Origin of the sequence: Pacificimonas aurantium (assembly GCF_020092905.1) — a bacterium.
Classification (GTDB): Bacteria; Pseudomonadota; Alphaproteobacteria; order Sphingomonadales; family Sphingomonadaceae; genus Pacificimonas; species Pacificimonas aurantium.
Map to the genome: position 1 here is coordinate 173120 of NZ_JAGSGB010000002.1, position 22756 is coordinate 195875.

A 22756-nucleotide genomic window follows, 5' to 3' on the forward strand; every position below is an offset into this window, starting at 1 on the left:
AATTGTGGCTCAAGGGCAAAAAGGGTCTGCTCAGGTAGGGCTTGCCTGGCATGAGCATCTCGACTTCCAGCTCGATGTCCTGAAGCTTGCCGCACCGGTTCTGGAGCGGATTCCCGGCAGGACCAGTCATCCACGCATGCCTGCTCCCACATACCGGGCAGGCCTGATCGGCAACCGTAAGAGCCACCGAAACAAAACCGCCGGAAAGCTGCGCGCCCCGTCCGGATCCGGCAGCGAGCTTCTCGTTCGCCATCCCCAGAGCATTGCGGCCCTTACCGAAGCGCTGATCGACTTCGCCAATGCCGGGATCGAACTGCTCATCGTCGATGGCGGTGACGGCACGGTCAGGGACGTCATCACCTGCGCGGCGCAGACCTTTCCGGACGGCGTGCCGCAGATCGCGGTCGTTCCGGCCGGTAAGACCAACGCGCTCGCCCAGGATCTCGGGATTCCCCACAATTGGACCGTGGAAGACGCGCTGCGCGCCCAGCGGCAAGGCAAGCTGGTGGAGCGGGCCCCGCTGGAAATCGTCCGCGCAGGGTCGCAGATGCCGGCACTGAAGGGGTTCCTGTTCGGCGCGGGCGCTTTCGTGCGCGCGACCTCACTCGCGCAGCGCACCCATAAGATGGGCGCGTTCAACAATCTGGCCGTCGGTGTCTCGCTGGCTGCGGCGATCGGTCAGACGATGTTCGGCGGCGAACAGAATGACTGGCGGCGTGGAGAGGCCATGCGCATCGGCCGCGACGGACAACTGGTACATGATCATTTCTATTTGCTGCTCGCATCGGCTCTGAACAGCCTGCCAATGGGCTTGAAGCCCTTCGGGAGCCTGGAGAGTGACCTGCGCCTGCTGGCGATCGACGCGCCGCCGCGCAAGGTTCTGTCCAGCCTTCGCCCCCTGCTGTTCGGGTCCGATGATCCGCTCCTCGCCCGGCATGGCTATCACCGGATGGGTGTCGACGCGTTCGACCTGGAACTGGACAGCGGCTTCATTCTGGACGGAGAACTCTATCACGGCGGTGCCTTCACGGTGCGCCGGGGGACCCCGCTGCGGTTTGTGGTGCCATGAGCGGCTCGCTTTACGACTTCGTCGCCGACAGCCTGACGGGCACCGCCCTGCCGCCTGCTATCGCGGAGGCGTCGAAAGAGCTTGCCGAGCGTCTGGGGGGCGTAGCGGTGCTGTTCTACGGTTCCGTCTTGCGCACCGGCGACATGGACGCGCTGCTCGACTTCTATGTGCTAACCCCGGACAAGGAGACGCCGGGCGTTCGGGGATTCCTGTCGCGCCATCTGTGGCCCGACATCAGTTTCGAGGAAGTCTCCACGACGAGCGGCATCGTGCGCGCGAAAGTGGCAACCATGCCTCTTTCGACCTTTTCGCGCGCGGCAGCCGGCGAGTATCTCGATAGCACCGTCTGGACCCGCTTCGTTCAGCCGGCGGCACTGTCATGGTCGCGCGACGAGCGTAGCCGTCATCATGCTGTCGAAGCGGTCGCCTCCGCAGCGGTCACCGCCGCGTCCGTTGCGGCCGCGGGCGGGCCGGTACAGGCGCGGCCCATCGACTTCTGGCACGACTTGTTCCGCCAGACCTACGCCACCGAATTCCGGGTCGAGCGCGCGGACCGGAGCCGGCAGATTATCGCTTACGCACCTAGCTACTACGAAGAATTGCTGCCCCTGGCCTGGTCGGCAGCAGATATTCCCTACCGCGTCGTCGGCGAGGAACTACGAAGCGAAATGTCCGCCGAGACCGCCACCGGGGTCCTGAACTGGTGGCTGCGTCAGCAGAATGCGGGGAAGCTGTTGAACCTGTCGCGGCTCGTGAAAGCGGCCTTCACCGTCAAGGGCGCGGCCCGCTACGGCCTGCAGAAGGTCGAGAAGCATACTGGCGTGACGGTTCCGCTGACCCCCTTCCGTGAGAAACATCCCATTCTCGCTGCCCCCGGCGTCTTCTTCCGCGTCTGGCGATCGGCCGAGCGGTGACGCGGTGGAATGCGCTGATCCTGGCAGGGTCGCGCGACGAGATCGATCCGGTCGCCCGAGCGGCAGGCGCCGCGCACAAGGCTCTGGTCGAGGTTGGGGGCGAGCCTATGCTGGCGCGCGTCATCGATGCGGTGAAGGCGGCGGGTGCGGGTCGTGTCGCCATATCCAGCAATGACGAAGACACCGGGCGGCTTGCCGCCTTGCGCGGGGCGGAGGTTCTTCCCGCGGCCGAGGGGCCAAGCGAAAGCGCGCGCAGCGGGTTCGCGGCTCTCGGAAGTCCCATGCTTCTCACCACAGCCGACCATGCGCTGCTGCGGCCCGCATGGATCGAAAGCTTCATCAAGGACGTGCCCGACGATTGCGATGCAGCAATCCTCCTGGCCCGCAGAGCCGATATCGAAGCGGCTGTTCCCGGCAACAAGCGAACCTATCTGCGATTTGCCGACGGCGAATGGTCGGGCTGCAACCTGTTCTACCTGCGCGGTCCGTCCGCCGCCCGCGGCCTCGCGCTGTGGCGGTCGGTAGAGCGCGATCGAAAGCGGCCGTGGAAGATCGTGGCCCGCATCGGACCGCGCCTTCTCCTCGCCTATCTGTTCGGGCGCCTGACGCTTGCCCGTGCACTGGCCTCACTCGGCGGTACGGCGGGTCTGCGCGTAGCCGCCGTGCCGGCTCGCGACGGACTGGCTGCGGTGGATGTGGACAAGCCCGCAGACCTGGAACTTGTTCGCGCGCTGCTTCGGGACGGCGCCGCATGACCGTCTTCTTCCATGCATCCGACCTCCATTTCGGGATCGAGGACCGCCGGGCACTGTCCTGGTTTGCCGATGCTGTTGCGCGGGAGCAGCCGGACGGCGTGATCATCACGGGTGACATTACCCAGCGTGCGCGGCGCCGGGAGTTCGATGCGGCAGCCGCCTATCTTGCCGCGCTAGCCGCGCCGGTCTTCGTCCAGCCGGGCAATCACGATATGCCCTACTATAATCTCGCCGAGCGCTTCGCCCTGCCCTACCGGCGCATGCGGCGCGTGGAGCGCGCGGCCCGCAAGCAGCAGCGCTGGCCGGGCTGTACTATCGTGGAACTGAACACCACTGCGCGCGCGCAGGCGACGACCAACTGGAGCCAGGGTGTCGTCGGCGGCAAGGCACTCGGCCATGCGGTAAGGCAGGCGGAGACGGCACGACCGGGAGAGGTCATGATCGTGGCAAGCCACCATCCACTATTCGATATTCGGCTCTCGGCGACGCCGGATGCAAGCTACAAGGAAAGCAGCACGAGAGGGGGCAGCGGCGCGCTCGAACGGCTGGCGGTGGCAGGCGCATCGGCGTTCTTGAGCGGCCATGTCCACGAGCCCTATCATCGTCTGAAAGAAGTGGCCGGGCGCGAGGTCCACCTGATCGGTGCCGGAACTTTGTCGACGCGGGTGCGCTCCCATCCAGTGAGCTTCAACCAGATCGACGTCGGCGGCACGCATATTTCCGTCCGTCATCGCACGTCCTGACCTGGCGCTTTCCTTTCCTTCGCCTTGCGAAATCGCGCGACTGAACCTAACCGCCCTCGCCTATGACCGAGCCGTCCCCCTCACTTCATATCGAAACAGTCGGCGAGAATCCCACGCGTCTGTGGGGACTTGGCATCGAAGAGCGGACGCGGCGGATCGGTGTCTCCGCCGGCCTGGAGCCGGGCGCCGAGCCCCCGGTTCTGCTTGCAAATGCGGACTTCGCCGCCGACCCTAGCTGGCTGCGCCACATTGCCGAGCATCCCGGCCTCGTGCTGACTGCCAGCGGTGTGCCTGCGCTCGCAAATGCCCGGTCACAGGATGAAGCGGACAGGCTACGCGCGGCAATGAGCGAGGCCCGCCCCTTGGCGGAGAGCGAGCGAGCCGGGTTCCAGATCATCGAATATGACGAGCGGCCAACCATCGAAGACAAGCGGCTTCGCAAGCGCGAGACCCCTTTCCTGCTGCCGCTGACCCCAGAGACGCGGGCGAAGGCGGAGCGCGCCAGCTATTTCGGCGCCTATAAGGGCGTCACCGACCTTCTGACCAAATATTTGTGGCCGGAATGGGCGCTCTGGCTGACCCGGATCGCCGCCCGCATCGGCATGACCCCGAATATGGTGACCGCGATCGGCGCCGCATTCTGCATCGCTGCCACCTTCGCCTTCGCCGAGGGCGCCTACTGGCTCGGCATGGCGCTCGGCCTGGTCTTCATGGTCCTCGACACCGTCGATGGAAAGCTGGCCCGCTGTACGATCACCTCCTCCTGGTGGGGCAATATCTTCGACCATGGGATCGACCTCGTACATCCCCCCTTCTGGTACTGGTTCTGGGGCACGGGCCTCGTTCACTGGGGCCTGGGGTTGGACGGCGAGCGCTTTGCCGCGGTGATGGCGGCGATCATCGGCGGCTATGTGGTTCAGCGCGTGATCGAGGGCGTCTTCATGCGCCGCAATGGCGGCATGCATATCCATGTCTGGCGCCGCTTCGACAGTCAGTTCCGGCTGATCACCGCGCGGCGAAACCCGAACATGGTGATCCTGTTCGTCTCCATGCTGTTCTCGCGTCCCGACCTGGGGCTGATCGCCGTTGCGTGGTGGACGGTGATTTCCTGTCTGGTCCACGCGGTACGGCTGGCGCAGGCGATGGCGGCGGCGCGGAAAGCGGGGCCGCTCACATCCTGGCTTGCGGAGGCATGAATCCATGAACGAAACGATCCGGAACTTCGGCGCACCCGAGACGGTAGTCGCCGAATTCGAACATTGGGTTGTACTGCTGCGGCCCGCGCAGCCGACCCTCGGCAGCCTGGTCCTTGCAGCGCGCTCGGAAGAAACCGCCTTTGGCAAGCTGCCGTCCGCAGCGCATGCCGAGCTGGCCGAGGTGACCGCGAAGATCGAAGCTGCCCTCACGTCCTTCACGGGCTATCAGAAGATCAACTATCTGATGCTTATGATGGTCGATCCGCATGTCCATTTTCACGTCATTCCCCGCTACGAGGGCGAGCGAAGCTGGGAAGGACAGAGTTTCCCGGATGCCGGCTGGCCGAAAACGCCGGATCTTGGCAGCGCGGTCAAGCTGGAGGCGACCGATCTCGCCGCACTTCGGGACGAGGTCGCAGCCGCGTTCGGCTAGGTGGCCGCGCCGCTAGGACGCGGTCCAGCGATCGGTCAGATCGCGCGCGATCTCGATGTCGGTCAGGAAGTCGACTTCGGCCCAGTCCATTCCCTCGATCGACACCGTTCCCACCTTTCCGGTCGCCGCAAGCTTGTCGATTACCTTCAGATACCAGTGCTGTACGCCCTCGGGCGTGCGCATGGCGCTGCGCACGGCATTGCGAAAGAGCTCGCTACCCTCGCCGCGAAAGGCCAGGAAGCCGATCGATTCGGCGTCGGTTTCATCTGCGGTGAGCGTTTTGCCGATCTGAAGCAGGCGCTCGCCGTCCAGCTGAACTTTCATATCGTCGGAATCATAGTCCGGTTTCATGTCCACCGTCACCGCGATGGGCCATTCCGTGCCCTGCTGCACACGCTGGACGATCTCTTCGGAAACGAGGGTATCGCCGTTTAGGATCATGAAGTCGCCGGTCATGGCAGAGCGGGCGATCCAGCAGCTGCCGAGATTGTCGGCAACCTTGTAGAAAGGGTTGAACTGGGTTCGAATATCGACGCCCGGATGGTCGATGCCCGCCAGGACTTCGTCGACCATCTCGTCCTTGAAGCCGGTCACGACGTCGATGAACTTCACACCGGAGCGTGCAAGCATCTCGATCTGCCACTCGATCAGCGTAAGGCCGGAAAAGTCGATCAGGCATTTTGGCTGCTCGGCGGTCAGCGGCAGCATGCGGGACCCCTGCCCCGCGCTCAGCAAGATTGCATGTTCGATATTCATGGGGTTTTTCTGTTTCGTACTCAAACTAGGGGCGGCCCGGCAAAGCGCGGCGGCAAGACCGGGCTCGAAGCGTCTTTCTGCGAACCTTAGGGCACGCGCCGCGCACCGTCCGCGCGTGCCGGCTTGCATCGCGGAAGGCACGGAGTAAGGGACCGCTTCCCATGCCGCAAGAGGCCCCGCCCCCACCAGCATCGCCGCGTCCGCAATCTCTGCTGGGGCGCCTGTTCGCCAATACGGCCTGGCTGGTCGGAGGCAAGGGGTTCGGCGCGGTCTGCAGTCTCATCTATCTGGCCATTCTGACCCGGTCGCTCGGGGTGAAGGAGTTCGGCCACTTCTCACTGATTTTCGGGACCTCGCAGGCGCTCGTCGCGCTTGCCGGGTTCCAGAGCTGGCGGGTCGTGGTGCGATACGGCGTCGACCATATCGAGCGAAAGGACTGGGGCGCGTTCGGCCGCCTCAGCATGCTCGCAGGCCTGATCGACGCCGCGGGCGCTGCGATCGGTTGCCTGCTCGCATATGTCGCTATCTACCAGTTCGGCGACACGTTGAACCTCAACCCGGATCTTGTCGACCTGGCCTTCTGGTTCAACGTGGCGGCGCTATGGGCGCTGGCGTCTGCGCCGACGGGCATCGTCCGCGCGCTCGACCGTTTCGACCTCGCCGTTTACGTCGAGGCAATCGTGCCGCTGGGCAGGCTGGCGGCGGCGGTCGCCATCTGGCTGACCGGCCCAAGCCTCCTACGTTTCCTCATCGCCTGGGCCGTGATCGACCTTGTGGAAGCGGCCATTTACTGGATCGTTGCGAAGCGCCTGTCGCCCGTCGCCGTCCGGCTGAGCCGACTGTCCGAGTGGCGGCGAGGGCTGGCCGACAATCCTGGCGTCATCCGGTTCTTCTTCGTCACCTATTCCAGTTCCTCGGTCATGGCGGCGATGAAGCAGGGTCCGCTTCTCGCAGTGGGCTATTTCGTGGGAACCAGCGCCGCCGGGCTCTACCGGCTCGCCCACCAGCTCGCCCAGGGACTGTCGAAACTCTCCACCCTTCTGATGCGCGCCGCCTATGCCGAGATCACCCGCGCCCATGCCGCCGCCGGACCGGAGGAGTTCCGCCGGCTGGCCGTGCAGACGACGAAGGTCGCGGCCATTGCCAGCGCGGCGGTCATCGCGCTCGCCATTCTCCTTGGTCGCCCGCTGATCGAACTTCTGGGCGGCGCGGAATTCAGTCAGGGCTATCTGATCCTGATCCCATTGACGGCCGCCGCCTGTTTCGAACTTGCGGCCGTGGCGTTCGAGCCAGTGCTGCACGCCAGGGACAGGGCCAAGGCCGCCCTCGTTGCACGGTTGGTGGGGCTGGCCGCGATGGTTGCCGCCATCTTTGCGGTCGCGGGCACCGACTCCGCCGCGGCGATCGCCTGGTGCGTGGCCGTTGGCGGCGGGGTGAGCTACCTGCTCCTCGGTGGCCTGACGCTCGGCACGCTACGCCGCACGCGCTGAGCGTTCCCGGCGGGGGGCCTGACGGGTCGCACAGGCACCATCCAAGCTGCTAGACAGGCGCCATGGATGCGCATGGCCACATTCCTCATCTCAGAGAGGTTCTCCTGTTCCTGGCGGCGGCGGGGCTGGTGGTGCCGCTTCTGCAGCGCAAGATCAGCCCGGTACTCGGATATCTGCTCCTTGGCGGGCTGATCGGCCCCTATGGCCTTGGCCTGATCGCCGATGAATATCCGCTGGTAGGCCAGTTCGTCATCACCGAGATCGAAGGGGTCCGCGCGCTGGCGGAGCTAGGCGTCGTCTTCCTATTGTTCACCATCGGTCTGGAACTGTCGTTGTCGCGGCTGTGGACAATGCGGCGCCTCGTCTTCGGTCTTGGCAGCGCGCAAATCCTGGTGACGGGCGCCGCGATCGGCTTCATCGCGCTTGGCTGGGACAATCCCGTCGGGGTTGCCGTGCTGCTCGGCTCGAGCTTCGCCCTCTCCTCCACCGCCATCGTCAGCCAGCTGCTCGTGGAATCGCGCCGCCTGGGCACGCCCGTCGGACGAGCCGCCTTCTCGGTGCTTCTGATGCAGGATCTGGCAGTGGTCCCGATCCTGTTCGCCATCGGGGTCATCGGTGCAAGCGCGTCCGGCAGCCTCGCTGCGGGGCTCGGTCTTGCCGTGGGCGAAGCCATGGTGACCATAGCGGTGATTTACGCCGCCGGACGTCTTCTCATTCGCCCTCTGCTCCGCTTCGTCGCAAAGACGGGCAGTCGAGAGGCATTCATGGCCGTTATCCTGCTCCTGTCGGTGGGCACGGCTGCGCTGACAGGCGTGGCCGGGCTCTCCATGGCGCTTGGCGCTTTCCTGGCGGGCCTCCTGATCGCGGAGACCGAATATCGTCACCAGGTCGAGGTGGATATCGAGCCGTTCAAGGGGCTGATGCTTGGGCTGTTCTTCATGTCGGTGGGCATGGGCATCGACCTGCGCACAGTGGGGGAGGAACCCTTCTGGATCATTGCGTCGGTCGCCGGGCTCCTGCTGCTGAAGGCGCTGATCAATACCGGGCTCTGCCTGCTCTGGGGCCTGCCGCGCCACCGCGCTCTGGAAGCCGGACTGCTGCTTTCACAGGCAGGCGAGTTCGCATTCGTCGTTGTCGGCCTCGCTATGTCGCTGGGGCTGATGCCGGAGCGGACAGGCCAGTTCATGCTTATCGTCGCGAGTCTCACCATGCTGCTCACCCCCGGCATTGCGACGGCGGCACGCCGGATTGCGGCGGCGATGGAGCGGCGCAGTCTTGCCTCTGAGGCAGCGACCGGGGATAGCGCGGAAAGCGAAGCCGAGTTGGAGGGGCATGTCATCCTAGCAGGGTTCGGCCGCGTGGGACAGACGGTCGCCGCCGTCCTGGACGCTGAGCAAATCCCCTACGTCGCGGTAGATACCGATCCTGCCATCGCCCGGCAGAAACGCGCGGACGGAACGCCGGTCCGGTTCGGCGACGCCTCTCGCCTCGAGGTACTGACCGCTGCCAGGCTGGATCATGCAGCAGCCGTGGTTGTTACCATCGGGGAACGGGAGCGCACCAAGCAGCTGACAGCGGACATTCGCCGCGCCGCTCCGCAAATTCCGCTATATGTTCGCGCGAGGGATACCGCGCATGCCGAGCGACTGCGCGCCGCGGGCGCGACCGCGGCCATTCCGGAAACCGTCGAGGGTAGCTTCCAGCTGGCCGCCCGCGTCCTCGCCGGCTGCGGCGCCGACGAAGAGGTGGTGGCGCGGCGCATAGACCTTGAACGCAGCGCCATCGAGACAGGGTGAACGCCTAGGGTCGACGTGTAATTTCAAAGTACGGCGAGGTCCTAGCGCTTCAGAACCCCGGGAACCGGCCGCGTTGGCGATCCTATTTCATTCATATTCCCGATTTGCTTCGTATGCTTCGACTTCCAGAGGCATGTCTAAATGGCCGTGCTCAATCAATTCCATCATGTACTGCCGCACGTACGCACCAAAACTCTCACTGCGTTCGATCTGCGCAACGTGGACCAGTTCGTGAGCCAGGCTGGGGCGATCGAGAGCGAAGCCGTTGCGCACCCAGACGGTATAGCCAAATGCCTGCGCATTGTTGGTGACGCCAGGCCCGATGAAGCCTAAACTTTCGCCGATCCTTCGCATTTCCTCGTCATGCGCAGGGAACGGTACGGCGTCGACAAACACCAGGCGCACCCTTTCGGGATGCTCGATTCCGATCTGACGGCCGAGTTCCACTTGTCCGGGTGTAAGCCGTGTGCCGCGTTCCTGTCCCTCAGCTTCGATGGTTCTCGCCCATTCGACGTATTTGTCGAAGAACCGTGCGTATTGGTCACCCTGTCCATCGGGAGCCCGGTGGTCTGCGTGGGATTCCGCGACACGGGTGAACGCATCGGCCGTGAATGGCGTGCTCGCAGTCATCACGGCGCAAGCCAGAAGCACTGTTCGAAGTGGCGCTAGTTCCGTTCGCTGGGGAATAGCAATGTCGCTACTCTTGCAGAAACTCGTCATTGGACAATCCTTCGCAAGCATTATGGGCGACGCCCTAGCCTGCTGTGTGGGCCAATGTCTTGAACCTCATTGCTCTCTGTAGCGGGCAGGTGAAATTCCCACCATCGATTGGAACTGGCGCGTCAGATGGCTCTGGTCCGAAAACCCAAGGTCAGTCGCGATTTTCACCAGAGGGCGGCCTGCCAGAACCATGTGCTGTGCCTCGTGGATCCTGCGCTGGGTCCGGTAGGCGAACGGGCTCAATCCGTGTGCGCGTTTGAAGCTGCGCGCCAGATGGAACTTGCTTGCTCCGGCTGATCGAGCAAGCTCATCGAGGCCGAAATTTTCCTGGTAATGCTCATCGATATAACACCGTGCCCGTCGTACCACCTCGGGAAACAGATCTTCGCGCTCTGGCCGCCCTGCCCCATCGAAAGCGATTTCGATAATCTCAGCCACCGCGCTTTCCTGTTCGAACCTTTCCCCCGCTTCGAGCTCGAACCATCGGTGCAATCTCAGAAGTCGTTGGACAGCTGACTCATCCGAGCGCGATGGTGCATTGAAGCGAAGGTCGGAGCGCCCGGTAAACCTCTTCACCAGGTCGGGTGGCAGGTAAAAGACCCGGTACTTCAGGACATCGTTCCCGACCGAGCAGTTTGAATGGGCCAAGCCTGGATCAAGGGTAATTATGTCGCCTTCACCGACCACATGAGACCCGCCGTGGACGTCAAGTCTTTCCACTCCGTTTTCGACCCCTCCAACCACGTACTGGTGATGGATATGCGCGGGGAACTTGCGGTCGCGATATGCGACGGAAACAAGTTCCATGTCGATATGTTCGGGGCGAGTGAAGCGCGCGAACGATCCGTTGTGCATCTGATCGCCCTAGGCAGATAAGCGATTGCATCGCAACGCTCGTCGACCGTCGCGGTCGGCTATAGCGCGAGCCCGTGTGATGCCTGCAATCGCCTGGCCTGCTGACGATCCCTCTCTGGAAGCAACGCAAAGGCTCGGAACTCCATTCTTGCGTACCATTCTTGCGTGACGCCATGCTTCTGGACGATCTGCCAGAAAATGTCGCGCCGAGGTCGATTGCCCGGCGCGTCCCGCGCAACGCTCGTTGCGGCATAGGCGGCTGGGCGTACCGGGATTGCTTCGCTGTGACTGGAAGGGTGGCTCGGATGCATGGGTGCACCGAGCCAGATCGACCGCAAGCGACAGGAGGCACCCGGATGGCGGGCATGGCGCAGTTCGACTGGCAAGACCCGTTGGCGCTCGAGCAAGAGCTCAGCGAGGAAGAGCGGATGGTGCGCGATTCCGCGCGCGGCTTTGCTCAGAATCAACTGCAACCCCGCGTGATAGATGCGTTCAGCGAGGAACGCAGTGACCCTTCGCTGTTCCGGTTGTTCGGCCAGGCCGGCCTGCTGGGCGCGACGGTGCCGGAACAATATGGCGGCGCGGGCGCGAGCTACGTTGCCTATGGGCTGATCGCACGCGAAATCGAACGGGTGGACTCGGGCTATCGGTCGATGGCCTCCGTCCAGTCGAGCCTCGTCATGTTTCCGATCTACGCCTATGGCAGCGAGGAGCAGCGGGCCAGATACCTGCCGGGGCTGGCCTCCGGCGACCTGATCGGCTGTTTCGGCCTGACCGAGCCCGATGCCGGGTCGGATCCCGGCGGTATGAAGACCGTGGCGCGACGCGATGGCGACGGCTATCGGATCACGGGCTCGAAGACGTGGATCACCAATTCGCCCTTCGCCGATGTCTTTGTCGTCTGGGCGAAAAGCGAGGCGCATGACGGCGCCGTTCGCGGCTTCATCCTGGAAAAGGGCATTAAGGGCCTGTCGGCACCGGCGATCAAGGGCAAGATTTCGCTACGCGCATCGCCTACCGGAATGATCCTGATGGACGATGTCGTCGTCGGCGCCGACGCCTTGCTACCCGGTGTCGAAGGACTGAAGGGGCCGTTCGGATGCCTCAACCGCGCGCGTTACGGGATCAGCTGGGGGGCACTGGGCGCGGCGGAATATTGCTATGCCGCCGCACGCGAATATGGCCTCGACCGTATCCAATTCGGCCGGCCGCTTGCCGGGACGCAGCTGTTTCAGAAAAAGCTCGCCGACATGGCGACCGACATCACCATGGGTCTGCACGCCTCGCTCAGGGTCGGCCGACTGATGGACGACGGTGCCTTTGCCCCCGAGATGATCTCGATGGTGAAGCGCAACAATGTCGGCAAGGCGCTGGATATCGCGCGCGCGGCTCGCGACATGCATGGGGGCAACGGGATTTCGGAGGAATATCAGGTGATCCGCCATATGGTGAACCTTGAAACCGTGAACACCTATGAGGGCACGCACGACGTGCATGCGCTGATCCTGGGGCGGGCGATTACCGGCCTCGCGGCCTTCTGATGGACGGGCCGCCGCTGAAGGGGATCAGGGTCGTCGAATTCGCGCGGATTCTGGCCGGGCCATGGGCGGGGCAGGTGCTGGCCGACCTTGGCGCCGAAGTGATCAAGGTCGAGGCGCCCCTTGGCGACGATACGCGGCGGTGGGGCCCGCCCTTCGTCGACTATCAGGACGGTGGCCGCGATGCGGCCTATTTCCATGCCGCCAACCGGAACAAGCGCTCGCGGATCGTGAACTTCTCCACACCGCGCGGTCAGGCCGAGGCACACGCTCTCGTTCAGGACGCCGATGTCGTGATCGAGAATTTCAAAGTGGGCGGTCTCCGCAAATTCGGCTTGGACTACCAAAGTCTGGCGGCGCTCAACCCGCGTCTCGTCTACTGTTCGATCACCGGCTTCGGCCAGGATGGACCCTATGCGAAGCGGGCGGGCTACGACTTCATTGTCCAGGGAATGAGCGGGATCATGGACTTGACGGGCGAAGCGGACGGCCCGCCGCAGAAGATCGGCGTCGCCTATGCCGACGTGATGACCGGCCTCTACGCCGTCATCGGCATCCCGGCCGCACTCGCCGAGCGGGAGCGGAGCGGCCGCGGACAACATATCGACGTGTCGCTGCTCGACGTGATGGTCGGTACACTTGCCAACCAGGCAATGAATTACCTGACCTCGGGCGCGCCGCCGAAGCGGCTCGGCAACGCGCACCCGAACATCGCTCCATATGAGGCCTTCTGTACGTCGGACAGCTGGATCATCCTCGCCGTCGGCAATGACGCGCAGTTCGCCCGGCTGTGCGAGGTCCTGTCCCTCGAGCCAGTGGCGGAGTTCGCAACCAATGCCGGCCGGGTGGCAAGGCGAGAGGCGCTCAGCGCACTGATCGCAGAGGCGGTGACGGGCTGGCGCCGCGACGATCTGCTGGCGCGGCTCGAAGGTGAAGGCATCCCCGCCGGACCGATCAACAGCGTCGCCGATGCGTTCGCCGACCCGCACGTACGCCATCGCGGCATGGCACTCGAGATGAGCGATCCCGCCGGCAACGTTATTCCAGGCGTGAAACTGCCGATCCGCTTTTCGCGTTCGGCGCTGGCCGATCCCGAACCGTCGCCCCGATTGCCGCATCGCGACGCTGGAGAATAGGCGGCGCGCCAAGGTCAGCCGATATGGACGACCTTCGGCACCATATATGCCTGCAGACCCTCCGGCCCGTCCTCCATGCCGTGGCCCGAATCCTTGATGCCGCCAAACGGGGCGTCGCCCGATGCCAGCGTCATTGAATTGACCGCCACCATGCCGGCCTCGATCGCGCCGGAGGCGAGAAGCGCGCGGTTGAGATTTTCGGTGAAGACATAGGCGGCGAGGCCGTACGGTAGCCGATTGGCCATCGCGACCGCCTCGTCGAGCGTTTTGAAGGGCCGCATCGACGCGACCGGGCCGAACGGCTCCTCCTGCATGATACGGGCGGCCTCCGGAACGTCGATGAGGACTGTCGGCCGATAGAAGTAGCCCGGCCCCTGCCCCGGTTCGGCGCCCGTAAGAACCCGGGCGCCGCATGAGACTGCGTCGTCGATGATCCCGCCCACCGCGACCGGGCGGCGCGCATTCGCAAGCGGGCCCATCACCGTGTCTTCATCGAGCGGACTGCCGAGCTTCACCATCTCCTCGGTGCGCCTGGCGAATTCAGCGGCGAACCGCTCGTAGATACCCTCCTGCACATAATAGCGGGTCGGCGACACGCACACCTGTCCAGCGTTGCGGAACTTGGTCGTCACGAGAAGGTCGAGATATTTGTCGAGGTCGGCATCGTCGAAAATAATGACGGGGGCATGGCCGCCCAGCTCCATCGTCGTGCGTTTCAGCGCCTCTCCTGCCAGCTTCGCGAGGTGGCGTCCGACAGGTACTGAACCGGTAAAGCTGATCTTTCGGATGACGGGCGATGCGATCAGATGCCGGCTGATCATGTCGGGATCGCCGAAAACGAGCTGGCTCGCGCTGCCCGGCACGCCTGCGTCGAGCAACGCTCTCTGGAGCATGATCGCTGAGGCCGGCGTTTCCTCGGCAGGCTTCGAAATGATCGAACAGCCCGCGGCCAGAGCGGGCGCGACCTTTCGCGCGACGTTGAAGAACGGGAAGTTCCACGGCGCAAAGCCGGCTGCCGGTCCGACCGGCTCATAGGTTACGCTGGCCCGCTTGCCGGGGCCCCGCACAAGGGTCCGGCCATAAGCTCGCTTTGCTTCCTCGGGATGCAGCCGCAGAATGTTGATGCCGACCGCCACGTCGGCCTTCGCCTGGGAGAGCGGCTTACCTTGCTCGCGCGACAGCATCACGGCGATTTCGTCGGTGCGCCCGGCAAGAAGGTCCGGTGCCTTGTTCAAAAGCGCGCCGCGCTCGGCGACCGTCTGGCTGCGCCAGCCCTGCCAGCCGCGGTCGGCTGCTTCGAGCGCGCGGTCGAGATCGGCGGCGGTCACGTGCGGCAGATCGGCCAGCGCTTCTCCGGTTGCCGGTTCGATCACCGTCTCGGTCTCGCGGCCTTTCCCGCCAATCCATTCGCCGTCGATGCAGGAGGACAATTGGGTCGGGTAGGTCATTTCAGCGCGCCTCTTTTTCGGTTTCCGCAAGTCAACGGAATGGCCGCCGGCGACGGAAGCGGTCTTTGCGCCGATTGGTGGTGCGGTTGCCGCACCGGCAAAAAGCGACTTCGCGGCTCGCGGATGCCGCCCTGCCTTCTATTGATCATGACCGAGGGGATCGGGACGTGGGAGCTCCCGACCGGAGGGCACGGCGGTTTCGGCCATGTCCGCCGACAAAGCGAGTAGCGGCTCGATTGACCGCGCATTTCATAATATCGCAACAAGGCAGCACAATGCAGGCAAAGGTCTCTGGGAATGAACAGATGACGGCTCCCGTCGCCGCGAAGAATCCGCCCGAGCGCAAGGCCCTTCCGCCGTTCGAGGCGCTGCGCGCCTTCGACGCGGTGGCGCGGCTGGGAGGGATACGGCGCGCGGCGCGTTGGCTTTCGCGCGACCATGCGGTGGTTAGCCGCCATTTGCGCGTCATCGAGACGTGGAGCGGCGTGAAGCTCGTCGACCGCACCCCTGCCGGCGTCGTGCTGACCGAGGCAGGGCGTGTCTACCACAAGGCACTGGCCTGTGCGCTCGACGACATCGCGCACGCCACGCTCGACCTGCTCAATCAGGGTCAGCACAACCGGCTGGTTGTCTGGAGCAGCCCGGGGTTCGCGCTGCACTGGCTGTCGCGCCGCCTGAACGAGTTCGAGCGCAAGGTCCCCGGCCTCGATATCGAAGTGCGTCCGGCCGACAGCTCGCCCGACTTCGCAAGCCACCAGGCCGACATCGATATTCGGTTCGTCGCCACCTATGAGGACGAACTGGACGACAATCCCGCGCTGCGCCACGAACCCATAGCCGAGGCTGAAATCATCGCGGTCGCCAGCCGGGCCTATCGTGACGAACAACCTTCCGTCAAAAGCCCTTCGGACCTTCTGCAACACCAGCTGCTGCACGAAAGCGGCTATACCAACTGGGAAGAGTGGCTGAAGTCCTACGGCGTCGACACCGAGGGGAAGGTCACCGGTCCTCGCTTGTGGCAGGGCCATCTGACCATGGATGCGGCGCACCATGGGAACGGCATCGCGCTTGCTAACACGCTGGTCGCGCGGGCCGAACTCGAAAGCGGCGCACTGGTCAACATGGCGGCGAACAAACCCGAATTTCCGCGCCGGACCGGCCAATATGTCCTCATCGCGCGCAAGGACCGGTGGAACGACAGCCTCGTGCGCCGGTTTCGCGGCTGGCTAAAGGACCGGCTCCTCAAGGATATGCCGGACGTCGCGCCCGGGGGCTGATGGCGGTGATGCCTAGCCCAGCGCTTCGACGACCGAATTGAAGAAGTCGTTGTCGAGGATCGCTTCGGCCCCTTTCGGCTTGGCGCGTGCACTTAATGTGGTCACGAGGATGCGCCGCGCCGGATTGACGTAGATATACTGCCCGAAAATACCGCGTGCGCTGAATGCGCCGTCCGCATGACTGCCGTCACGGTCCGGCACCGGCCACCACATATAGCCATAGTTGAGCGGCTCGCCGCCGGCATCGCGCGGAGTGGTTGCTTCGGTAAACCAGCCCTCGGGGACCGCACGCCGACCGTCGATTGAGCCGCCGTCCATGGCGAACAAACCGAAGCGGGCATAGTCGCGCAAAGTCGCGCAAATGCCGCTGCCTGCAACTTCCAGCCCGTCGGGCGCCTCCAGCCACCAGGCGGCGTCCTGCTCGGCGCCGATACGCGACCAGATTTTTTCGCTGAGATAGTCGGCGAGCCACTTGCCCGTGGCCGCCTTGACGAGCGCGCCGACGAGGTGCGTCTCGCCGGTGCTGTAGTTCCAGCGGGTGCCGGGTTCGGCAACACGGGGCAGCGACGCCATGTATTCCAGGATCGCGCCGGGCTGCTGGTCCACCTGCATTTGCAACATTTTTCGCCGGTGAGACCCGGCGGTGGTGTGCGTATCGTCCCATTCGACGCCCGACGTCATCTGCATCAGATGGCGGATCGAGACGCCTTCATACGAACCGGAAAGGATGGGCAGATATTCGGTCAGCGGATCCTCCACCGAACCGATATGCCCGTCGGCGATCGCGCAGCCGACCAATGTGGTTGCCGCCGATTTGGCCATCGACATCGACATCCACCTTGTCGCCGGGGTGAGGCCGGTTTCGTACGTCTCGAACAGCGTTTCGCCGTCCTTCGCGATCAACAGCCCCACGACCCTGTTCCGTGAGACATAGTCGATCAGATCTTGCTCGCCTCCGTTTGCCCTGACGCACAGATCCTCGAGGGGCTGCCGCGCGACCGGGATCGGGCGGGACGGCGTGTCCCCCCGGGAAATCGTACGGGTGGGGAAGATGCGGTCGGTCGCCCCAAAGGTGCTCAGCTGCTCCTGGGGAAACAGCTTGCCGGCATAGGCCAAAGTAATATCGTGCGGCGGTTCCTGCTCGAAATCCACGTGCGACGGTCCTCCTCATTTCCTGCCGCGAGCATAGCCTGCGCTTTGTGCGGGCGGGCGGTGCCAAGCCGCGTGAAGGCGTTGTGAGAGGCTCACCCCTCCGGTGCGGCGAGGTCAACGCGCGCTCCTGCTTTTACATCTGGGCTGCCGGATGAAGCGCGCCCATAATCGCGCGGATGGAAGACAGCAGCTTGCCAGGCGACGACGCGCGCTGGGCCATGTACGCCCCCGAAGCCTATCGAGCGGGGAACCCACGCCGGATTATCGCTGGATATCCCTTTGCCAGCCTGATCATCGCGGCTGCGGACGGGCACCCCTATGCGACCCAGACGCCGATGCATTTCGAAACCGATGCGCCAGATGAAGTGCGCCTGATCGGTCACTTGGCGCGCGCCAATCCTCAGGCCGCGCTGCTATCCCCGGGCATGCCGGTTCTCGCTCTGTTCACCGGTCCGCACGCCTATATTTCATCGACCTGTTATGTCGAGCAGCCGACGGTGCCCACCTGGGACTATGTCAGCGCTCAGGTGCGGGGGCGTCTGACGCCGATCGACGACGATGCCGGGCAGCTTGCGGTTCTGGAACGCGTGATCGCGGCATCGGAGGCATTCAACGGCACCAACTGGACCATGGCGGACGCGCCTGAAGGCAAGGTCGACCAACTGCTTCCCCGGATCCGTTCCTTTCGCATCGAGGCAGAGACGATCGAGGGCGTGGCCAAGCTCAGCCAGACTCATCCCGCCGGCGACCGGGCGCGGATAGTGGGCGCACTGCAGCGCAGAGGCAGCGAGGGCGACCGCGCCATTGCCGCCCTGATCGAGGGCCTCGGCGACTGATCCCACTGGTGTCGTGAACACACCGCCGCGCATTCTGAACACATCTATTTGCCTGAGCTCCGCCGGGTCATTTTTCGCTTCAGAACTATACTGGAGAGGATACCGGTTTCATGCCCGACCTGCAGACCCGCACGGCTGAGCTTCGTCAGCTCGACGACCAATACAACATCCACCCTTTCTGCGACGGAAAGGAGCTTCACGAACGCGGCGCCACGATCATCGCCAAGGGTTCGGGCAGCTATGTGTGGGACAGCGACGGCAACCGTATTCTCGACGGCATGGCCGGGCTGTGGTGCGTGAATATCGGCTATGGCCGGGACGAGCTGGCGGACGTGGCATCGAGCCAGATGCGCGAACTGCCCTTTTACAACATGTTCTTCCAGTCGACGACGCCCGCGCAGATCTCGCTGGCCAAGCGTCTGGCGGAAATCACGCCGGAGGGGCTGAACCATTTCTTCTTCGCCAATTCGGGTTCGGAGGCGAACGATTCGATCGTCCGTCTTGTCGTTCACTTCTGGAAGACCGAGGGTCAGCCGGAAAAGCGGCTCTTCATTGGCCGGAACCTTGGTTATCACGGCAGTACGCTCGCTGCGGTAAGCCTGGGCGGCATGAAAGCGATGCAGGCGCTCGGCCACGAGGTCCTGCCGGATTTCCACCATATTCCCGAACCGCATCACTATGTGCGCGGTGGTGACCTGTCCCCGGAGGAGTTCGCGAAAAAAGCGGCGGCGGAACTGGAGACCAAGATCGTAGAGCTTGGTGCCAAGAACGTCGCCGCCTTCATAGCCGAGCCGATCCAGGGTGCCGGCGGGGTAATCGATCCTCCGCCCGGCTACTGGCCTGAAATCCAGCGTATCTGCCGCAAGCACGACGTGCTTCTGGTCGTCGACGAGGTCATTTGCGGTTTCGGCCGGCTCGGCGAATGGTTCGGCAGCCAATATTATGACGTCACGCCCGATATTATGCCGATGGCGAAGGGCCTGTCTTCGGGATACCTGCCGATTTCGGCCGTCGCCTTCAACGAACGCATCAGCGAGGCGCTGCGGATGGGCGGAACGCTGACGCACGGCTTCACCTATTCGGGACATCCGGTATCCTGCGCCGTCGCCGAGGCCAATATCGACATCATCGAGCGCGAGAATCTGGTACCGCGCACGCGTGAGGAGATTGCGCCCTACTTCCGCAAGGTGCTGCAGCAGATCGCCGACGCTCACCCGCTTGTCGGGGAATTGCGCGGCCAGGGACTGCTCGCAGCCATGCAGTTGATGAAGGACCGCGATAGCAAGACCTTCTTCGAGCCGTCCGAACCGGTCGCCATCGACTGCCGCGAGACCGCGCTTCAGAAGGGCTTGATCTTTCGCGCGGTCGGCAGCGCCATGGTCTTGTGCCCGCCTCTCGTGATCACACGGCAGGAGATCGACGAACTGGCCGACATCACTGCGGCCAGCCTGGACGCCACGGCGAAAGCCTACGGCATCGCCTGACCCCGTCGCCGCTCAGCGGGCGATCGGTAGGCTGTCACCGTCTCGCGGGATCGCATCGAGCGATCATGAAAGGGTCGCGAACATGAAAAGAGGCCGGTGCCTCGCGGCACCGGCCTTTTCTATTTCGTCGGCGGACCTTGGGTCAGGCGGCTAGGCTCGGCAAATCCTCGAAAGTCTGACCCACCGCGGGATGAACAATGCGATGGGCGTCGACATTGACCCCTCCCGCCAGATGTGAATCGGCAGCGAGTGCTTCCTTGATACCCAGCGCCGCCATTGCTCGGACATAAGGGAGCGTGACGTTGTTCAGCGCGATGGTGCTGGTACGCGCCACTGCGCCGGGCATGTTCGCGACACAGTAATGCACCACGTCGTCGACGATGAAGCTCTGCCTGTCATGCGTTGTCGGGCGGGAGGTTTCGAAACAGCCGCCCTGGTCGATCGCGATGTCGACGAGAACAGCGCCCGGCCGCATGCTCGAAAGGTCGCCCCGGGTTATCAGATGCGGTGCACGAGCACCGGGCACCAGCACCGCGCCGATCACCAGATCGGCTTCGGTGATCGCGTCCTCGATGGCCTGCGGGGTCGAAAACCGGGTCCGGATACGTCCGCCGAACATGGCATCCAGCTCGCCAAGTCGTGTCGCCGAAATGTCGAAGATCGTGACCGATGCTCGCATGCCTAGCGCCATCTCGGCGGCGCATTGGCCGGCGACGCCGCCGCCCAAAATGACCACCCGGGCGGGCTCCACACCGGGCACGCCGCTAAGCAATAGGCCGCGCCCGCCCTGAGCGATCTCCAGGAAATGCGCGCCGACCTGGACGCTCATCCGCCCCGCGACCTGCGACATCGGACGCAGCAGGGGCAGGCCCCCGCCTGTTTCGGTCACGGTCTCATAGGCAATGCATGTCGCACCCGAGGCAATCAGGCCTTCGGTCTGCTGGCGGTCGGCGGCGAGGTGGAGATAGGTGAACAGCGTCTGGCCTTCGCTCAGCATGCCGTACTCTTCCGGTTGAGGTTCCTTGACCTTCACGACCATCTCGGCGGCGTCGAACACCGTCGCGGCGTCATCCGCGATGTCGGCACCGGCGGCGATATAGTCGCTATCGCTGAAATCGATGCGCAGACCGGCATCTCGCTCGACAATCACGTCATGGCCGTCGCGGCAAAGCTGGGCCACTGAATGGGGCGTAAGGCCCACTCGGTATTCGTGCGTCTTGATTTCCTTGGGTACTCCGATGCGCATATTTCCTCCTGCCGCGCGGGCTGATCTGTCCTTGCTGGAGGAACAGTCGCCCGCTCGCGGAGACGAGGCGAGATGTGTAAAGGGCCGGTGATGGTGCGAACCGCGCCCCATTTACCAATCGCCGCGGAGGGGGGTGCGCTGCGCACACCGCTATCCACACGCAATGCTCCTTATGCCCTCGCGCAGGGGAAGCAATCATTCCCAACTGCCTGTCAGGCGCAACCAAGGGGTGTGGACCATGCGACGACGGATATCGATGCTGCCGGCCAGCGACCCAGGCTTACCGCTCGTCCATCATGCCCTAGCAAGCCACGCTTGCCATGCCCCCCGCCATGACGCCAGCTTCGGTCCCGGCCGCTAGGGTGGCGAGTTCATCTCCCTCCCCCCTGCCCGCAGCAGACCGCAGCGAAGCCCGGAGTGGGCGCGGATTTTTCGGCCATCCGGTGGGCCTTGGCTTCATCGTCTTCACCGAGGCGTGGGAGCGATTCTCCTTCTACGGCATGCAGGCGCTCCTAGTGCTCTACATGACCGGCTATCTGTTCCTGCCCGAACATAGCGAGAAAGTGGCCGGGTTCGACGCCTTTCGCAGCGTCATGCACGGCGTCTTCGGAGACCTCAGCCCGCAGGCGCTGGCGACGCAGACCTTCGGCATCTATGTCGGGCTGGTCTATTTCGCGCCGGTGCTCGGAGGTTTGCTGGGCGACCGCTGGCTCGGTCGGCGGCAGGCCGTATCGCTCGGCGCCATCTTCATGTGCGTGGGCCATTTCATGATGGCCTTCGACGTGGTGTTTCTGGCGGCGCTCGCGGCACTCATCATCGGGTCGGGCCTGTTGAAGGGCAATCTGGCCGCGCAGGTAGGCGATCTTTATGCGCGCGACGACCAGCGGCGCGACGCCGGCTTTTCGCTGTACAACATGGCGATCAATGTCGGGGCATTCCTGGCGCCGCTCGCTTGCGGAACGCTGGGCGAACTTTACGGCTGGCACTACGGCTTTGGCCTGGCGGGGATCGGCATGGCCCTGTCGCTCGCAATCTATCGATCCGGCACCCGCCACTTGCCCGACAATCGCGCCGCAGCGACCGATGCACCGGTCGCCGGCCTGCAACCTGGCGACGGGCGGCGGATCATGGCCGTGCTCGTCATCCTGGTCATTACCGCGCTTTATTGGACGGTGCAGACACAGGTCTGGAACACCTACCCGCTATGGGTGCAAGACCGGGTGATGCGCGATTTCGGCTGGTTCGAAATGCCGGTCACCTGGTTTCAGTCGCTCGATTCCCTCGCCGTGCTCGTTCTCGCGCCGCCGGTCATCTGGTTCTGGCAGCGCCAGGCGAAACGGCGAACGGCGCCGAGCGACCTGGCCAAGATCGCCTTTGGCTGCGCCGTCTTCGCCGGGGCCTGTCTGATGCTCGTCGCCGGAGAAATACTGGCCGGATCTGCCCGGGTGGCGATCATCTGGCCGATCCTCTTCCATTTCGTCTGCGCCATCGGGTTTCTCTATGTCGGTCCGGTGGCTATGGCGCTTACCTCTCGGGTGGCCCCGCCCTCGGTCAACGCGATGATGGTAAGCTGCTATTATCTGGGTATCTTCGTCGGGGGCTTCGGCAGCGGCTTTCTCGGTCGCTTCTTCGAACGGATGGACGCAGCCTATTTCTGGCTGCTGCATGCGGCAGTGGTAGGGTCGGGCGCGGTGCTGCTCATCCTGCTCGCGCGGCCGCTGCATCGTGCCATGCGCGGCCAGAACGGCGACGCCGGCGCATAGGCGCAGCGACGCTGCCCCCCGTTCTGCACGAGATGCGCAAGAGCAATAGCTACAGGTCCGGTGCGCGCTTCTTGGCCAGTCGCCAGAGGACAGCTTCGCGTACATCTTAAAGGGCCCTGGCACGTTCGGCTTCCAACTGATCGGCCCTA

Annotated in this window: 20 protein-coding genes; 14 read left to right on the plus strand and 6 right to left on the minus strand. The window is 64.2% G+C overall.

All coding sequences use genetic code 11. From position 1 onward, the window contains the following. The first annotated feature begins 4 nt into the window (after positions 1-4). From KCN53_RS07685 to KCN53_RS07710, 6 genes are all read left to right on the plus strand, one after another. Positions 5-1069 (plus strand): diacylglycerol/lipid kinase family protein, encoded by a 1065-nt coding sequence (locus tag KCN53_RS07685; RefSeq protein ID WP_088712896.1) that lies wholly within the window; start codon positions 5-7, stop codon positions 1067-1069. Then, positions 1066-1983, plus strand: coding sequence for a hypothetical protein (locus KCN53_RS07690; RefSeq protein ID WP_224199509.1), 918 nt, complete (start codon positions 1066-1068; stop codon positions 1981-1983). The genes KCN53_RS07685 and KCN53_RS07690 overlap by 4 nt, the downstream gene beginning before the upstream one ends. Continuing rightward, entirely contained in the window at positions 1980-2738 is a 759-nt protein-coding gene (locus KCN53_RS07695) for a nucleotidyltransferase family protein (RefSeq protein WP_088712895.1), read from the plus strand. The genes KCN53_RS07690 and KCN53_RS07695 overlap by 4 nt, the downstream gene beginning before the upstream one ends. Beyond that, a complete protein-coding gene (locus KCN53_RS07700) occupies positions 2735-3481 on the plus strand; it encodes a metallophosphoesterase family protein (protein WP_088712894.1) in 747 nt (248 codons plus the stop codon). The genes KCN53_RS07695 and KCN53_RS07700 overlap by 4 nt, the downstream gene beginning before the upstream one ends. A 62-nt stretch (positions 3482-3543) precedes the next feature. Then, the gene (locus tag KCN53_RS07705) at positions 3544-4677 is read left to right on the plus strand and encodes a CDP-alcohol phosphatidyltransferase family protein (protein WP_088712893.1); all 1134 of its coding nucleotides are present in this window, start codon (positions 3544-3546) and stop codon (positions 4675-4677) included. Positions 4678-4681: 4 nt separating this feature from the next. After that, entirely contained in the window at positions 4682-5110 is a 429-nt protein-coding gene (locus tag KCN53_RS07710; RefSeq protein ID WP_088712892.1) for an HIT family protein, read from the plus strand. A 12-nt stretch (positions 5111-5122) separates the two neighbouring features. Here KCN53_RS07710 and KCN53_RS07715 read toward each other — a convergent pair whose 3' ends face one another. Next, complete coding sequence (locus tag KCN53_RS07715) at positions 5123-5866, minus strand: phosphocholine cytidylyltransferase family protein (RefSeq protein ID WP_088712891.1); 744 nt, start codon at positions 5864-5866, stop codon at positions 5123-5125. 161 nt (positions 5867-6027) lie between these two features. On the opposite strand from KCN53_RS07715, the gene KCN53_RS07720 reads away from it, so the two are divergent. Next, on the plus strand, positions 6028-7356 hold the full coding sequence (locus KCN53_RS07720) for a lipopolysaccharide biosynthesis protein (RefSeq protein WP_088712890.1): 1329 nt from the start codon (positions 6028-6030) through the stop codon (positions 7354-7356). A 62-nt stretch (positions 7357-7418) separates the two neighbouring features. Beyond that, on the plus strand, positions 7419-9152 hold the full coding sequence (locus KCN53_RS07725; RefSeq protein ID WP_088712889.1) for a cation:proton antiporter domain-containing protein: 1734 nt from the start codon (positions 7419-7421) through the stop codon (positions 9150-9152). An 87-nt stretch (positions 9153-9239) separates the two neighbouring features. Here KCN53_RS07725 and KCN53_RS07730 read toward each other — a convergent pair whose 3' ends face one another. Both KCN53_RS07730 and KCN53_RS07735 read right to left on the minus strand, forming a co-directional pair. Further along, entirely contained in the window at positions 9240-9872 is a 633-nt protein-coding gene (locus KCN53_RS07730) for a hypothetical protein (protein WP_143712242.1), read from the minus strand. A 66-nt stretch (positions 9873-9938) separates the two neighbouring features. Next, positions 9939-10727, minus strand: coding sequence for an AraC family transcriptional regulator (locus KCN53_RS07735; protein WP_088712887.1), 789 nt, complete (start codon positions 10725-10727; stop codon positions 9939-9941). Positions 10728-11083: 356 nt separating this feature from the next. Here KCN53_RS07735 and KCN53_RS07740 point away from each other — a divergent pair, with 356 nt between their 5' ends. Continuing rightward, positions 11084-12268: an acyl-CoA dehydrogenase gene (locus KCN53_RS07740; protein WP_088712886.1), complete on the plus strand. Its 1185-nt coding sequence runs from the start codon at positions 11084-11086 to the stop codon at positions 12266-12268. Next, complete coding sequence (locus KCN53_RS07745; protein ID WP_088712885.1) at positions 12268-13401, plus strand: CaiB/BaiF CoA transferase family protein; 1134 nt, start codon at positions 12268-12270, stop codon at positions 13399-13401. The genes KCN53_RS07740 and KCN53_RS07745 overlap by 1 nt, the downstream gene beginning before the upstream one ends. 14 nt (positions 13402-13415) lie before the next feature. Here KCN53_RS07745 and KCN53_RS07750 read toward each other — a convergent pair whose 3' ends face one another. Further along, complete coding sequence (locus KCN53_RS07750) at positions 13416-14849, minus strand: NAD-dependent succinate-semialdehyde dehydrogenase (protein WP_088712884.1); 1434 nt, start codon at positions 14847-14849, stop codon at positions 13416-13418. Positions 14850-15154: 305 nt separating this feature from the next. Between KCN53_RS07750 and KCN53_RS07755 the strand changes: the two genes are divergently transcribed. Then, positions 15155-16126: a LysR substrate-binding domain-containing protein gene (locus KCN53_RS07755; RefSeq protein ID WP_088713478.1), complete on the plus strand. Its 972-nt coding sequence runs from the start codon at positions 15155-15157 to the stop codon at positions 16124-16126. 12 nt (positions 16127-16138) lie between these two features. Here KCN53_RS07755 and KCN53_RS07760 read toward each other — a convergent pair whose 3' ends face one another. After that, positions 16139-17278 (minus strand): serine hydrolase domain-containing protein, encoded by a 1140-nt coding sequence (locus KCN53_RS07760; protein WP_088712883.1) that lies wholly within the window; start codon positions 17276-17278, stop codon positions 16139-16141. A 176-nt stretch (positions 17279-17454) separates the two neighbouring features. Between KCN53_RS07760 and KCN53_RS07765 the strand changes: the two genes are divergently transcribed. Beyond that, positions 17455-18114 (plus strand): FMN-binding negative transcriptional regulator, encoded by a 660-nt coding sequence (locus KCN53_RS07765; RefSeq protein WP_088712882.1) that lies wholly within the window; start codon positions 17455-17457, stop codon positions 18112-18114. Between the two features lie 110 nt (positions 18115-18224). Further along, positions 18225-19598: an aminotransferase gene (locus tag KCN53_RS07770; protein ID WP_088712881.1), complete on the plus strand. Its 1374-nt coding sequence runs from the start codon at positions 18225-18227 to the stop codon at positions 19596-19598. 142 nt (positions 19599-19740) lie between these two features. Here the strand turns inward: KCN53_RS07770 and ald are convergent, their stop codons facing one another. Next, positions 19741-20844: an alanine dehydrogenase gene (gene ald, locus KCN53_RS07775; RefSeq protein WP_088712880.1), complete on the minus strand. Its 1104-nt coding sequence runs from the start codon at positions 20842-20844 to the stop codon at positions 19741-19743. A 332-nt stretch (positions 20845-21176) separates the two neighbouring features. Between ald and KCN53_RS07780 the strand changes: the two genes are divergently transcribed. After that, on the plus strand, positions 21177-22607 hold the full coding sequence (locus tag KCN53_RS07780; protein ID WP_088712879.1) for a peptide MFS transporter: 1431 nt from the start codon (positions 21177-21179) through the stop codon (positions 22605-22607). The last annotated feature ends 149 nt before the right edge of the window (positions 22608-22756 follow it).

Coding starts and splice junctions, on each gene's coding strand:
- KCN53_RS07735 (WP_088712887.1), bottom strand. CDS start 10,727: ATGCACAACGGATCGTTCGCGCGCTTCACTCGCCCCGAACATATCGAC.
- KCN53_RS07710 (WP_088712892.1), top strand. CDS start 4,682: ATGAACGAAACGATCCGGAACTTCGGCGCACCCGAGACGGTAGTCGCC.
- KCN53_RS07730 (WP_143712242.1), bottom strand. CDS start 9,872: ATGACGAGTTTCTGCAAGAGTAGCGACATTGCTATTCCCCAGCGAACG.
- KCN53_RS07700 (WP_088712894.1), top strand. CDS start 2,735: ATGACCGTCTTCTTCCATGCATCCGACCTCCATTTCGGGATCGAGGAC.
- KCN53_RS07745 (WP_088712885.1), top strand. CDS start 12,268: ATGGACGGGCCGCCGCTGAAGGGGATCAGGGTCGTCGAATTCGCGCGG.
- KCN53_RS07715 (WP_088712891.1), bottom strand. CDS start 5,866: ATGAATATCGAACATGCAATCTTGCTGAGCGCGGGGCAGGGGTCCCGC.
- KCN53_RS07770 (WP_088712881.1), top strand. CDS start 18,225: ATGCCCGACCTGCAGACCCGCACGGCTGAGCTTCGTCAGCTCGACGAC.
- KCN53_RS07765 (WP_088712882.1), top strand. CDS start 17,455: ATGGAAGACAGCAGCTTGCCAGGCGACGACGCGCGCTGGGCCATGTAC.
- KCN53_RS07720 (WP_088712890.1), top strand. CDS start 6,028: ATGCCGCAAGAGGCCCCGCCCCCACCAGCATCGCCGCGTCCGCAATCT.
- KCN53_RS07740 (WP_088712886.1), top strand. CDS start 11,084: ATGGCGGGCATGGCGCAGTTCGACTGGCAAGACCCGTTGGCGCTCGAG.
- KCN53_RS07750 (WP_088712884.1), bottom strand. CDS start 14,849: ATGACCTACCCGACCCAATTGTCCTCCTGCATCGACGGCGAATGGATT.
- KCN53_RS07705 (WP_088712893.1), top strand. CDS start 3,544: ATGACCGAGCCGTCCCCCTCACTTCATATCGAAACAGTCGGCGAGAAT.
- KCN53_RS07690 (WP_224199509.1), top strand. CDS start 1,066: ATGAGCGGCTCGCTTTACGACTTCGTCGCCGACAGCCTGACGGGCACC.
- KCN53_RS07755 (WP_088713478.1), top strand. CDS start 15,155: ATGACGGCTCCCGTCGCCGCGAAGAATCCGCCCGAGCGCAAGGCCCTT.
- KCN53_RS07725 (WP_088712889.1), top strand. CDS start 7,419: ATGGATGCGCATGGCCACATTCCTCATCTCAGAGAGGTTCTCCTGTTC.
- ald (WP_088712880.1), bottom strand. CDS start 20,844: ATGCGCATCGGAGTACCCAAGGAAATCAAGACGCACGAATACCGAGTG.
- KCN53_RS07780 (WP_088712879.1), top strand. CDS start 21,177: ATGACGCCAGCTTCGGTCCCGGCCGCTAGGGTGGCGAGTTCATCTCCC.